This window comes from Jingyaoa shaoxingensis (genome assembly GCF_014385005.1).
In the GTDB taxonomy this organism is placed as follows: domain Bacteria; phylum Bacillota; class Clostridia; order Lachnospirales; family Lachnospiraceae; genus Marvinbryantia; species Marvinbryantia shaoxingensis.
In genome coordinates this window covers 541,163-555,501 of sequence record NZ_JACRSZ010000001.1, presented here as the reverse complement: position 1 = coordinate 555,501, position 14,339 = coordinate 541,163, and the positions used below count along the sequence as shown (strand labels likewise).

At 45.4% G+C, this 14,339-nt stretch carries 10 protein-coding genes; 7 read left to right on the top strand and 3 right to left on the bottom strand.

The annotated features are described in order from the left end of the window. The first annotated feature begins 40 nt into the window (after positions 1-40). The 5 genes from purD (at position 41) to radA (ending at position 6,973) form a co-directional block, all read left to right on the top strand. Positions 41-1,312, top strand: a complete 1,272-nt coding sequence (gene purD, locus H8716_RS02615; protein WP_249306973.1) for a phosphoribosylamine--glycine ligase — start codon at positions 41-43, stop codon at positions 1,310-1,312. A gap of 22 nt (positions 1,313-1,334) precedes the next feature. Beyond that, entirely contained in the window at positions 1,335-2,519 is a 1,185-nt protein-coding gene (locus H8716_RS02610; protein WP_249306972.1) for a cadherin-like beta sandwich domain-containing protein, read from the top strand. 169 nt (positions 2,520-2,688) lie between these two features. Then, positions 2,689-3,069, top strand: coding sequence for a GntR family transcriptional regulator (locus H8716_RS02605; protein WP_249307207.1), 381 nt, complete (start codon positions 2,689-2,691; stop codon positions 3,067-3,069). 3 nt (positions 3,070-3,072) lie between these two features. Beyond that, positions 3,073-5,517: an ATP-dependent Clp protease ATP-binding subunit gene (locus tag H8716_RS02600; protein WP_249306971.1), complete on the top strand. Its 2,445-nt coding sequence runs from the start codon at positions 3,073-3,075 to the stop codon at positions 5,515-5,517. A gap of 82 nt (positions 5,518-5,599) precedes the next feature. Then, the gene (gene radA, locus H8716_RS02595) at positions 5,600-6,973 is read left to right on the top strand and encodes a DNA repair protein RadA (RefSeq protein ID WP_249306970.1); all 1,374 of its coding nucleotides are present in this window, start codon (positions 5,600-5,602) and stop codon (positions 6,971-6,973) included. An 86-nt stretch (positions 6,974-7,059) separates the two neighbouring features. On the opposite strand, the gene H8716_RS02590 is transcribed toward radA, so the two are convergent. The 3 genes from H8716_RS02590 to H8716_RS02580 form a co-directional block, all read right to left on the bottom strand. Continuing rightward, positions 7,060-9,006, bottom strand: a complete 1,947-nt coding sequence (locus H8716_RS02590) for an oxidoreductase (RefSeq protein ID WP_249306969.1) — start codon at positions 9,004-9,006, stop codon at positions 7,060-7,062. 92 nt (positions 9,007-9,098) lie between these two features. Then, positions 9,099-9,977 (bottom strand): LysR family transcriptional regulator, encoded by an 879-nt coding sequence (locus tag H8716_RS02585; RefSeq protein ID WP_249306968.1) that lies wholly within the window; start codon positions 9,975-9,977, stop codon positions 9,099-9,101. A gap of 10 nt (positions 9,978-9,987) precedes the next feature. After that, a complete protein-coding gene (locus tag H8716_RS02580; RefSeq protein ID WP_249306967.1) occupies positions 9,988-11,553 on the bottom strand; it encodes a PucR family transcriptional regulator in 1,566 nt (521 codons plus the stop codon). 257 nt (positions 11,554-11,810) lie between these two features. On the opposite strand from H8716_RS02580, the gene H8716_RS02575 reads away from it, so the two are divergent. Both H8716_RS02575 and H8716_RS02570 read left to right on the top strand, forming a co-directional pair. After that, entirely contained in the window at positions 11,811-13,202 is a 1,392-nt protein-coding gene (locus tag H8716_RS02575) for an MFS transporter (protein ID WP_249306966.1), read from the top strand. A gap of 31 nt (positions 13,203-13,233) precedes the next feature. After that, positions 13,234-14,244, top strand: a complete 1,011-nt coding sequence (locus tag H8716_RS02570; protein WP_249306965.1) for a uroporphyrinogen decarboxylase family protein — start codon at positions 13,234-13,236, stop codon at positions 14,242-14,244. The last annotated feature ends 95 nt before the right edge of the window (positions 14,245-14,339 follow it).

Genomic DNA, 14,339 nt, shown 5'->3' with positions numbered 1-14,339 from the left:
GAATAACAAACAGACACTCATGAAAATGCGAGGAGGAAGTATGAAAGTATTAATCGTAGGAAGCGGCGGAAGAGAACATGCCATCGCATGGAAGATGGCACAGAATAAAAATGTGGAAAAAATGTACTGTGCACCGGGAAATGCAGGAATTGAAGAATATGCAGAATGCGTGAATATCGGTGCCATGGAATTTGACAAACTGGCAGCTTTTGCAAAAGAGAAAGCGATAGATCTCACGGTAATAGGAATGGACGATCCGCTGGTTGGCGGAATTGTAGACGTTTTCGAGGCACAGGGGCTGCGGGTATTCGGACCACGTAAGAATGCAGCAATCCTGGAAGGATCCAAGGCATTTTCCAAGGATCTTATGAAGAAATATCATATTCCGACAGCTGCGTATGAGAACTTTGATGATCCGGAGAAAGCACTTGCCTATCTTAAGACAGCGAAGTTTCCAATTGTGTTAAAAGCAGACGGACTGGCACTGGGGAAAGGCGTGCTGATCTGCCAGACGCTGGAAGAAGCAAAGGACGGTGTAAAGTCCATTATGCAGGATAAGAAGTTTGGTGCTTCCGGCAACCGTATGGTCATTGAAGAATTTATGACGGGACGTGAAGTATCCGTATTATCCTTTGTGGATGGAAAGACCATTAAGACCATGACCAGCGCACAGGATCACAAGCGTGCCGGAGATGGAGATACCGGTTTGAATACAGGTGGTATGGGAACATTCTCACCAAGCCCGTTCTATACAAAAGAAGTGGATGAATTCTGTAAAAAATACATTTATCAGCCTACTGTGGACGCTATGGCAGCAGAGGGAAGAGAGTTCAAGGGTATTATCTTCTTCGGACTGATGCTGACAGCGGATGGACCAAAGGTGCTGGAATACAATGCACGTTTTGGTGATCCGGAGACACAGGTGGTACTTCCGCGAATGAAGACAGATCTGGTGGATGTATTTGAAGCTTGCATTGACGGAACACTGGATCAGATTGATCTGGAATTTGAAGATAATGCAGCAGTCTGCGTAGTACTGGCATCGGACGGATATCCTGTTCAGTACGAGAAGGGATATGTGATTTCCGGCTTTGAGAACTTTAAGGACAAAGACGGATACTATGTGTTCCATGCAGGAACGAAAAAGACAGAGGAAGGCATTGTGACCAATGGCGGTCGTGTGCTTGGCGTGACAGCAACAGGGGCAGATCTGAAGAGGGCACGTGCCAATGCTTATGATGCAGTGAACTGGATCAGTTTCGATAATAAATATTATCGTCATGATATAGGAAAAGCCATAGATGAGGCTTAAAACAAAAGAAAGAGGTAAAAACATGAAAGAAATCAAGAAAACAGTCAGTCGTCTGGTGATGCTGCTGGTCTCTGTGTTATGTCTGCTTGCAGTTGGCGTATCAGCAGAGGATTATTCCGATGACAGCTCATCAGGGGATAATTCACTGTATAGTCTTGGGCTGGAAAATGCAGTATCCTGTGAGCCGGAATTCTACTATGCAACACTGGAATACAATGTTACCGTCAGTGCAGACACCAAAGAACTTTTGCTGGATCCGGTAAAATCAGCAGACAGTGCAGAGATTATCGATATCAGTGGAACACAGTTATCCGATGACGGAACAGGTACCGTATCCATTACAGTGCAGGCAGCCAATGGAGCGGCAGCAACTTATGTATTGCATGTGACATCTGAGGCAGGAGCAGCCAGTGAGAAGGAAACTGAGACAGAGGACGCAGCAGCTAAGGCAGAAGCGGAAGCAAAAGCAGAGTCAGAGAAGCTGGCAGCAGAATCAGAAGCAGTAGCACAGTCAGAAGCAGCAGCACAGTTAGAACAAAAGACACAGCAGGTAACTGCCTTACAGAAAGAAAATGATGATTTTGCAAATCGTCTGGACAAGCTGATGAAGATACTCTATGGTTTGATTGCGTTTGCGGTAATCCTTTTATTTGTGATCATCAATCAGACGCTCAGAAATAAGGATATGAAAGACGAGATCAAGACATTAAAGGGTCAGGTAACAGAAAGCTACGAGTATGCAAGAAAAGAACAGAACATGAGAAGTGATTATTATTATGCGCCTGTTCAGAATACACCGCAGCAGCCTGTTAATAACCATATGCAGATGAATGAGATGTCTGGTAATGTACATGCTGCATTTGGCAATGCATCACAGAAGCTTCAGGCTCAGCCAATAAATATTACGGCAGCAGCCAGCGAAGCAGCACCTGCTTTATCTAAGAAGGAACTGAAGAGACAGGAAAAGGAAGCAAAGAGAGCTGCCAAGAGAGAAAAGAACAAAGCATCCATGCAACAGGAAGAAATAGCGCAGCAGACACCGCCAATGCAGCAGCCAATGCAGCCACAGCAGCCAATGCAGCCACAGCAGCCAATGCAGGCACAGCAGCAGCCAATGCAGGCACAGCCACAGCAGCCGGTACAGCCGACGATGGTTCAGAGTTCCATTGAAGAACCGGATGTGAACGTGGATATGATTGATCTGTAACAGCAATCGATCATATTTAAAATACGCAAATGAACGTAGAAAGAATCCCGGAGACGGGGTTCTTTTTGCATTTGAGGAAATTGTTTCCGAAACATTCGTTCTTGCATTTGAATGTGCATCTGTGCTATAATTTATATAACACAAAAGGAGAAATGGAAGTGAGCACATGGTGATGATAGAGATAGATTTCCAGAGTGATGAAGCAATCTATATTCAGCTGCGGAATCAGATTATTCTAGGTATTGCGACGGCGACGCTCCAGGAAGGGGAAGCACTTCCGTCTGTACGTCAGCTGGCAGATGATATCGGAGTGAATATGCATACAGTAAATAAGGCATATTCGGTTTTGCGCCAGGAGGGATTTTTACGGCTTGACAGGAGAAAAGGTGCTGTGATAGCCTTGGATTCAGACAAGATACAGGCTATGGAGGAACTTAAGAATACCTTACGGGTCAGCCTTGCCAAGGCATGCTGTAAGAATATTACAGAAGATGAGATTCATGCTATGGTGGATGAGATTTTGAACGATATGAAGAATGGAAGGATGTAGAGTATGCAATATACCGAACAGGTAAATCTCGCATTAAAATATGCAAAACAGACAGCAAAGCAGTGTGGACAGAGTTATATTGGATCCGAACATCTGCTGATGGGGCTGCTCAGGGAAGAGAGCGGAATGGCATCTGCTATTTTAAAAGAATGCAAGGTGGATGCAGAAAAGTTATATGGTTTGATTCAGGAACTGATTGTTCCGGAAGGCATGTTGGCTGATAAGGCTTCGACAGGGTATTCCCTGAGGGCACAGGAGATCCTGGAGCAGGGCGAAGAAGAGGCAGAGTTTTTCGGTCAGGAGAAGATGGGAACCGAGCACCTTCTTCTGGCAATTCTGAAGGATGTAGACTGCGTTGCCACACGTCTGCTTCATACGATGGGAGTTCAGGTGCAGAAGGTATTTATGGCAGTTCTGGAGTGCCTGGGACTGGAAGAGAGCCGTTATAAGGATTATATGCGTACAGTGAAGGGAAGTCAGACAGCAGGTATGCAGGGAGGAACCATGCTGGAGCAGTTCAGCAGAGACCTGACCCGTCAGGCTGAAGAAGGCAGACTGGATCCGGTAGTTGGAAGAGAGGCAGAGATTGAACGTATTATTCAGATATTGAGTCGCCGGACGAAGAATAATCCATGTCTGATCGGAGAACCGGGAGTAGGTAAGACTGCTATTGTAGAAGGACTGGCACAGCGGATTGTGGCAGATGCCGTACCGGATACCATCAAAGGAAAGAAACTGTATACACTGGATATGGCGGCAATGGTGGCAGGATCTAAGTACAGGGGCGAATTCGAGGAACGTATTAAGAGAGTAATTCAGGAAGTGTCAGACCGCAGTGATGTACTGCTGTTTATTGATGAACTGCATACCATTATCGGAGCAGGTGGCGCAGAAGGTGCCATGGATGCATCCAATATTCTGAAGCCTGCACTTTCACGTGGGGAGATTCAGCTGATCGGGGCAACCACCATCGGAGAATACCGGAAGTATATCGAGAAGGATCCGGCACTGGAACGCCGTTTTCAGTCAGTAATAGTGGAAGAACCGAAGCCGGAAGAAGCGGTAGAGATCTTAAAAGGACTGCGTAAGGCTTACGAGAATCATCATAAAGTAACGATAACAGATGAAGCCATCGAGGCAGCAGTGACCTATGCAGACCGCTATATCAATGACCGTTTTCTGCCGGATAAGGCAATTGACCTGATTGATGAGGCCGCATCCAGAAAGCAGTTAAAACAGGCAGAGCATACAGATGGACTGGCTTCGCTGCAGGAAGAACTGGATGCCTTATCCGAGAAGAAGGAAAATGCCATTATTCTTGGTGAATGGGAAGAGGCGTCCAGGTACAATCAGGAACAGGATAAGCTGATGAAGAAGCTGGAAGATGCCAGAAAACGTCAGCAGAGTAAGAAAGAGAAGAAGCGTCCGGAGATCGGGGAGAATGAGATCGCAGAGATCGTGTCTATGTGGACGAAGATCCCGGTACAGAAGCTGGAAGAAAAAGAATCGCACCGTTTGTTGAAGCTGGAAGATACCCTGCATCACAGAGTGATCGGACAGGAAGAAGCAGTGAAGGCAGTGGCAAAAGCCATTAAGAGAGGACGAGTGGGATTAAAAGATCCGAAGCGTCCGATTGGTTCCTTCTTATTCCTGGGACCTACCGGTGTGGGAAAGACGGAGTTGTCTAAGGTACTGGCAGATGTGGTATTTGGCAGTGAACAGGCAATGATCCGTGTTGATATGTCAGAATATATGGAGAAGCACAGCGTGTCCAAGCTGGTTGGTTCACCTCCAGGATATGTAGGATACGAAGAAGGCGGTCAGCTCAGTGAAAAAGTCAGACGGAATCCGTATTCTGTCATTCTGTTTGATGAGATCGAGAAGGCACATCCGGATGTGTTTAATATTCTGCTGCAGGTACTGGATGACGGACATATCACAGATGCCCAGGGAAGAAAGGCGGACTTTAAGAATACCATCCTGATTATGACTTCCAATGCAGGAGCAGCGGTAATTCAGGAACCGAAAAAGCTTGGTTTCCTGGCCGGTGATGATGAGAAGCAGAATTATCAGCGCATGAAGGGGAATGTGATGGAAGAAATGAAGCGAGTCTTCAAACCGGAATTCCTGAACCGAATTGATGAGATTATCGTATTCCATTCCCTGAACAGGGAAGAGATTGCCAAGATCGTGACCCTGCTGTTGAAAGAATTTGAAAAACGCTGTAAGGATCAGATGAATATTGAGCTGCATGTGCGTGATTCTGTGAAGAAACATATCGCAGAGACAGGATACGATGCCAAATACGGTGCAAGACCACTGAAGCGTGCCATTCAGACACAATTAGAAGATGCACTGGCAGAAGAGATCCTGGAGGGCAGAATTAAACGTGGTGATAAGGTAGCAGTGGGTTATGTGAATGATAGAATGAAATTCACCTTAAAATAAAATATGATATGAGGTATCTGTCCAGATGATAACACTGCAATTGTGCGGGACTGGGCAGATATCTCTGGTTTAGGAGAACTATATGGCGAAAGCAAAAACAACCGCTTTTTTCTGTCAGAACTGCGGTTATGAATCTGCAAAATGGCAGGGACAGTGCCCGGCATGCCATGAATGGAATACATTTACAGAAGAACCTGTTGTGAAAGTAGCCGGTTCCGCAGAAGTAAAAAAAGCTGCAGCGGAGATCAAACCAGTACGGCTTTCTGAGGTCCATACAGATGAAAAGCAACGAATCTCTTCCGGAATGGAAGAATTGGACCGGGTGCTTGGCGGCGGCATCGTAGCAGGATCCCTGATGCTGGTAGGAGGTGATCCTGGTATTGGAAAGTCTACACTTCTGCTTCAGGTATGCCACAATCTGACAAGAGACGGGCATAAGGTCTTATATGTGTCTGGAGAGGAGTCAGCACAGCAGATTAAGCTGCGGGCACAGCGAATCGGAGATTTTAAGGATGACTTGATGCTGCTTTGTGAGACGAATCTGGAACTGGTGCGCTCTGTTATCGAGAAGACAAAGCCGGAGATCGTGGTGATTGACTCGATCCAGACCATGTATCATGAGACGGTATCCGCGGCACCGGGCAGTGTATCCCAGGTCAGGGAAGCAACCAATGTACTGATGCAGATTGCCAAGGGCATGGGAATCTCGATTTTCCTTGTGGGACATGTAACGAAGGAAGGCGTGGTGGCAGGACCAAGAGTACTGGAGCATATGGTGGATACAGTTCTGTACTTTGAGGGAGACCGCTATGCATCTTATCGAATTTTAAGAGGCGTAAAAAACCGTTTTGGCTCCACTAATGAGATCGGTGTTTTTGAGATGCGTCAGAGTGGACTGCGGGAAGTGAGCAATCCGTCTGAATATATGCTGGAAGGTAAGCCGGAGAATGCTTCGGGGTCCATTGTAGCCTGCTCTATGGAGGGAAGCAGACCGATTCTGATTGAGATTCAGGCACTGGTGTGTCACACGAATCTGCCAATGCCAAGAAGAACCACAGCAGGAACAGACTTTAACAGGGTGAATCTGCTATTGGCAGTGCTGGAAAAACGTGCCGGGATGCAGATGTCTTCCTGTGATGTGTATGTGAATATTGCGGGAGGTATCCGTATGACAGAACCGGCCATTGATCTTGGACTGATTCTGGCGCTGGTATCCAGTTACAAGGATATTGCCATAGATGAGAAGACCATTGCCTTTGGAGAGGTGGGACTGAGCGGAGAGATCCGATCTGTCAATATGGCGCAGCAACGTGTCCAGGAAGCAAAGAAGCTGGGATTTGAGACGGTGCTGATGCCCAGGGTATCTATGAAGGCATTGCAGAAAACAGATGGGATTCACATCGTCGGACTGGAAACGGTCCGGGATGCGGTGCAGTATCTGATGGGAAGAAGATAGTATAATGATAATGGGGCGTATCACATGTTTTTACGGATGTGATACGCCCTTTAGATTGTTTATTATCATCAGCATAAAATCTCAGATTAAATATCGAGTGCAGCATGGTAACCTTCATAAACCGCATTGGTAATGGTAGATACTTTGGCGGCATCACCAATAACTGCAACATATGGTGCGCTGTCGCGCAGACTGTTTACCAGGCTGGTACGGGAACGCTGGCCCAGCGCACAGATCACAGAAGTGCCCGGAATCAGAATCTCTTCTCCGGTGACTGTTTCACAAAGAACACCTTCCTTTGTTACGGCAAGTCCTTTGCAGTCGGTATATACGTTTACATACTTGTCTACTTCCTTTAAGATCAGAGGACGATGACGGATATTGGCATCAGGAGCCAGTTCCCGTCGCATTTCTACCAGATGAACCTGCTTTCCTTCCATACCAAGATGGATAGCACATTCGCATCCAGCCAGACCTCCACCCAGAACAACAACTTGATCAGTAACCTTTTCCTTTTCAAGATAATAGTCATTTACGATGACAACGTTATCTCCATCCAGTCCTTTGATTGGTGGAACCAGAGGCTCAGATCCTACAGCAATGATCAGTGCATCAGGGTTTTCTTTTTCTACGTACTCTGGGGTGACTTCTGTGGAAGTGCGGATTTCCACACCAGAATTCTGTGCGAAAAGCGCATAAGTCTGAGACAACTGATACATTTCCTGTTTAAACGGAATAGCCTGTTCACTTTTCAGAATACCACCAAGTTTCTGTTCTTTTTCACATAAAATAACTTTATGCCCCCGTCTGGCAGCAGTATAAGCGGCATAAAGACCACCGGGTCCGCCACCAGCCACCAGAACTTTCTTAGATACTGGCGCAGGGGATATTTCATTTCCCTCGATTTCCCGGCCAATTAATGGATTAACAGTGCATCGCCTGGTGGCAGTGACGGCACGTTCTGCCATGCAGGTGAAACAGCGCAGACAATGTACAATTTCGTCCTCACGGTTTTCCATGATTTTCCTTGGGAGAAACGGGTCAGCCAGAAGGGCTCTTGCCATATATACAATATCAGCTTTTCCGGAGGCGATGATCTCTTCCATCTGCTTTGGATCATTCAGACCACCTAACGTGGCAATCGGAACAGAGACATGCTTTTTAATCTTGGCGGCAAGATAGACATTGCAACCATGCTCTTTGAACATGGATGGATGAGTGTCGCCAAAACCGCGCTGGTAGGTACCGGCAGATACGTGAATAATATCTACATAAGGCTCAATCATCTGGGCAATGCGAACGCCTTCAGCCAGATCATAGCCACCTTCGAAAAGTTCGGATCCACTCATGCGGAATTCAATCGGGAATCCCGGTCCAACGGCTTCTCTGACTGATTTTAATACTTCAATAGCAAGACGACAGCGGTTTTCCAGGCTTCCGCCATATTCGTCGGTACGTTTATTAAAATATGGGGAAAGAAACTGATTTAACAGCCAACCATGTCCACCATGAATCATGATCATACCAAATCCGGCACGCTTGGCAAGACCTGCAACACGCCCATAAGAAGCAACGATGTCCGCAAGCATTTCGGCGGTCAGCGCTTTAACCGGAACACCATCTGGACGGACGGTATCGCTTGGTCCCCATTGATGCATATTGTGCTGTTTGCTTTTATCCGTCATGTAAGTACCGGCATACATACCAGAATGAGATAACTCAAGGCTCGGAACCGCTCCATGGCGGTGAATAGCATCAGCAGTATAAGTGGCAGCTGCCAGAGAATTCAGAATAGTAGTATCCAGATGGTAAGCATGCGAACCATCGGTCTCAGGATGCACCATACATTCACTGACGGTAACTGCACCAGCGCCGCCTTTTCCTCTCAATTCATAAAAGGCCGTAGATTTTGGACCAATACAACCATCATTGGTGATATCTGTTCCACCCATAGGTGCAGAAAACATACGATTACGGAATGTTACCCGTCCAATGGTGATTGGATTGCATAAATGTGGAAAATGCCTTTTCATATTTTATTTCCTCCAATATTTTTGTGTATATTTACTAAATATAGAATAACAGGAATGGAGGAAGTCATCTATCAATAGAATGACGGTACCTGTCAACAAATTGTTGATGCCTGAGAAAGCCGGATCAGGGAAGCAACCACAGGAGAGGCAGAATCATTCTCCCGACAGATGAGAGATACTTTCCAGGGAATGGCATCTCGCAGTGGAATTGCATGAAGATCCCCAAGAAGATGATCGGACTGATGGATATCAGCGTCAATACCAATCCCGGATTTTTCCCGGCAGAAACGGTAGATCAGGGGACTTTCCATTGTGCGGATGGCAATAGTGGGGGAAAAACCAAAATCACTGCATCGCTGTATCAGATTGTGGTAGCTGTCATACTTTTGATTCAGGGTAATCAATGGCTGCTCTTTCAGGTCCTCTATACTGAGACTGTCCCGTTCATAGAAGGGATGACCTGGATAGACAAGGGCAACCATATGGCAGCTGAATACAAGAATAGAAAAAAGGTCACTCTGAGGTATCGTACCAATCACAAATCCGGCATCTAGCGAACCATTGATGACTTTTTCCAAAACTTCTTTATTTACCAGTTCTTCCCACTGAATGGAAAGATCAGGAAAATCCGGAGATAACAGATTTAACTGCTGCAATGGAAGTACATTCAAAACGCCACAGGCAAAACCGATGCGAAAAGGCCGACCATCCTTGTCGATCTGCTGAATGGTGACTTTGAGATCCTCCAGATGGTAGAGAAGCTTCTGGCTCTGTTCGTAAAAATAATCACCGGTTTTGGTAGGAATCATTCCACTGGAAGTACGTTTGAAAAGACAGGTATGAAGTTCTGATTCCAGACGGCTGATAATGCGGCTCAGCCCCTGTGGGGTAATAAACAAATGTCTGGCAGCCTGATTGATGCTGCGTTCTTCATAAACAAGACGAAAACAACGAAGATCTTTCGTATCCATGGACACCTCCCTATTTTTTCAACATTGCAAAAGAAAGCTGAAGTACCAGTCGTATTTTTGCATCATCCAGATTCAGCTTTGTCAGCTTTTGAATACGCTCCAATCGATAAAACAGCGTACTGCGGTGAATGAACAGTGTATTGGCAGTCTGCAGGGCATTGCGTTCCAGAGACAGATACACATCAAGGGTATGAAACAATTCTGTCTTATTTTCATCATCGTATTTTTTCAAAACTGACAGGCTCTGATGGCAGAGCAGATCAGGAGAAATCTGGGTGGTACTCTGCTCCAGCATATAGTCCAGAATATAATCATCAAAGCGGTAGCACCAGATCATGCTGCCGCTTTTTTTCCCCAGTTCCAGAGCGGCAACGGCCTGAAAATAAGCCTGAGGAAGTTGGAGAAAGTCCTGAATCACGCTACTGGCTCCCAGCTTATACAGACCTTCACGTAGAATAATGGCAAGAGCACTGAGAATATCCGAAGTAGAGGATGCATCATAGGAAAGATTGACAACCACAGTAATGCCCTGGTGATAAATGAAAGCACAGCCGTCCGGGATCTGAGCCTCAATATGACCAAGTGTGGCCATGGAAGAATGCATCTGTTCATTCTGATGATCACTTTCCAGACGGAGACAGAGATAACGATCATGCATATTCCAGTTCAGAAAGTGAAGAGAGTGTTGAAGCTGGCTCTCTTCAAACATTTTGCCGTCCAGATAATCGGTGAAAAACTGGCGAATATCGTTACCCATGTTCAGACGAAACAGCATATGTTGATGCAGGCACAGTTCGATAAAAGTTCCCAGATGGTTGATAGCCAGAAAATGACTGGGGAGGATCAGGGATTGCAGTTCATTCACACACAGGCGCCCCATATAGTTTTTATCCAGCCACAGATTAAAATAGAGAATCCGATAGCCACGCATATCTTCAGAATAGATATTGGGTCCCTTGGTGGTCAGGGTGCGCAGATATTCCATATCAAGTCGAAAGTCTTGAATCAGGCTTAAGGGAACCGTAAGCCGGCCGGTTCTGGGATCCCGTTCCCATATGGACATGCCCCGTACCTGTCGAGGACAGGACAAAATGTAGAAGTTGGTGTCATGGGCGAAGATCGGATTATTAAAAATCGGCAGACTGGCTTCCAACATTTCATCGATGGGATCGGAACTTTGCAGGGCATTCTGTAGCTGTTTGTCCCAGTTCTGATATTTCTCAAAGGTTTGCTGCACCAGATTGAGGATCTCTGGAAAGTCCGATTCTTCTCCAACACAGAGAATATGAGCAGAATCAGAAAATTCGGAAAGATCTGCCGAACCTGCAATCAGAAAATTGGCATGATCATAATAGCAGATTGCCTTGGTGATCTGACTGGCTGGGATCAGATAAATATATTTGGAAAAAAGAGCTTTTCCCATCTGAAAAATCCGTATGCCACAGAGACACTGCAGATCAGATTCAGCTTTTATGCGGATATCAGAAAAACGATCCGACAGAGCGTCTGATAGAATGCGAAGGTTCAGTTTGAAAGAATCTGGATAATTTGCAGTATATTCCTGATGATTATACATATTGTTGCCCCCTGTAGACTGAATTTGAGAAAATTATAACATATGCCATAAAAAAAGTACAAGATTTGCATTTAAAATATTGTGCAAAATCACAATATGTACTGTACAAAATGTCTGAATGCAGGAAAAATATTTGGAACCATATGTGGCATTTACGAATGAGCCACAGATAGACTATACTGTCATCAGAGATTAGCTCAGAAGAGCAATTAGCGGAACATGGCCAGATCCGGAATAAATGAAGGGGGAAAAGAAAGATGAGTAATGAAAAAAACTCAGGCAAGAAAAAAGGCTTAAGTAATGCACTGAAATATTTCTTTGGTGTAGGAGATGCCGGATTTGTATTAATGAGTAACATCGAAACATTCTATTTTATGACATTCCTGACCGATATTGCGGCATTCAGCGCGGGAATCGCAGGTCTGATCAACTCGGTATTTACCATTGTGGATGCATGTCTGTCATGGCTGTATGGTGGAATCATCAATGGTACAAAAGCTAAGAAATGGGGACGTTACCGTTCCTGGCTGATCATGATTCCATGGATTGTACCATTCTTATATGCATTTATGTTTATCCGTGTCAGCGATAATGAAATGTTGTCCGCAGTTATCATCATTGCAGCAGCCATTGCTTCTCATGTAGCATGGAACTTCAGCTACGTAGCAAATGCAACATTGATTAGTGTCGTAGGAAAGACACCAGAGGAAAAAGCAACACTGGCTTCTTCCAGAGCAACCTGGAACAACATCGGTGGCCTGTTATTTTCTTATCTGGGACTGCCGTTCGCAACACTGCTGGCTGGTTATGTCGGCGAAAAGAATAAATTCGCAGCAGCAGCGTTCTGTCTTGGTATCTTAATGGTAGTAACTTACTTTGCTCACTTCAAGATGACAGAAGGATATGAAGAGATCGAAACGGAAACACAGGCAGCAAATGGAAAAGATAAAACAAAGGTATCCATTCCGGAAATGTTTGCTTCTCTGTTCCAGAATCCGCCACTGATGGTACTGATGCTGGCTGACCTGGCAAAATGGTGTGTAAAATTCGTAACAGCAGCATCTGCTATTTATTACTTCCGTGATGCTATGGGAAATCCGGGACTGATGGCTCCATATCTGCTCAGCGTAGCCATTGGAGCAATCCTGGGAGCATTTGTAATGAGATACATCTCAAAGGCACTTTCTTCCAGAACAACCATGATTCTTGCTTATGCTGGAATGACCGTTGCTCTGTGCCTGATTTACTTTATGTATGGTAATGCATATGCAGTTATTGCACTAATGACCGTTGCACAGTTCTTCTATGGTATGGCTTTTGCAGCATCCCCTGCACTGTACGCAGATACCGTTGTATACGCAACCTGGAAGAGTGGAAAAGATGCATCTGGATGGATCATGGGACTTCAGAATCTGCCATTAAAAGTAGCCGTATTCCTTCGTGGAACCATCCTGAGCGCATGTCTGGTAGCAGTTGGCTGGCAGTCAGGTGTGGTACTGGAAGGTGTAGCAAGACAGGGTATGACCATTGCATTCGCACTGGTTCCTGCTATTTTCTGTCTGGTTGGTATGCTGCTTCTGATCTTTGGATTTAAGATCACAAGAGATAAGGTTGAGACCTATCAGGCTGAGATCAACGCAAGATCATAAAAACAGAAATATATAATTGGAGGTATCTATTATGCTTACAGCAAAAGAAAACTTATTAGAGACATTAAAAGTAGACGGTAAACCGGACCGTCTGGTAAAACAGTATGAAGGAAATGCATTCTTCCCTCCAAATCCGGCAGCAATGTATATCAGAGGTAACCGCCATCCTGGAATGGAACCAATGAAAGACCGCTTTGGAACCACCATTCTCTGGCCGGAGAACCAGGTAGCAGCAATGCCTCATGTAACCAATGACAATAAAGTAATCAGTGATATTACGGAATGGAGAGATCAGCTGGTAATGCCGGATCTGGAAGCAAACTGTTCTGACCCGGCATTGTGGGAGCCGTTTATTAAACAGGCAGAGGAACTACGTGCGAAAGGTGAACTGGTTATGGCCTTCATGCCTACCGGTGTATTTGAAAGACTTCATTTCCTGATGGGATTCGAAGATATGCTGATGAACTTTCTGTTAGAGCCGGAAGATATGATGGATCTGTGTAACGCTATTGGAGAATATCGTTATCAGTACATGAAGCTGATCGTAGATAACATCAAACCGGATGTCATGCTCAGCCACGATGACTGGGGATCCAAGCATGCTTTATTTGTCAGCCCGGATACCTGGCGTGAATTTATCAAACCACAGTATGTAAAGACCTATGGGTATATGAAAGAACGTGGTATTATCATTATGCATCATGCAGATTCTTTCATGGAACCAATCGTAGAAGATATGGTAGAACTGGGAATCGACATCTGGCAGGGAGCACTTCCGGAAAATGATATTCCAAAGCTCCAGAAACAGCTGGCTGGCAGAATGACATTGATGGGTGGTCTTGATGCATCTATCGTAGACCGTGCAGATTCTACGGAAGAAGAGATCCGTGCTGAAGTACGCAGAGCATGCCAGGCTTATGGACCGGGTGGACATTTCATTCCATGTATCACCTATGGAGCACCAGGATGCCTGTTCAAACATGTGGATCCGATTATCAATGATGAAATTGACAAATACAATAAAGAAACTTATGGGATTTAAAGCCTCCGGCATAGAATAGGAGAGGCACCAAAAGGACAGAAAATGAGCCGGGAAAATCACGTTCCCGGCTCATTTTTTATCCGGATGGATAAAAA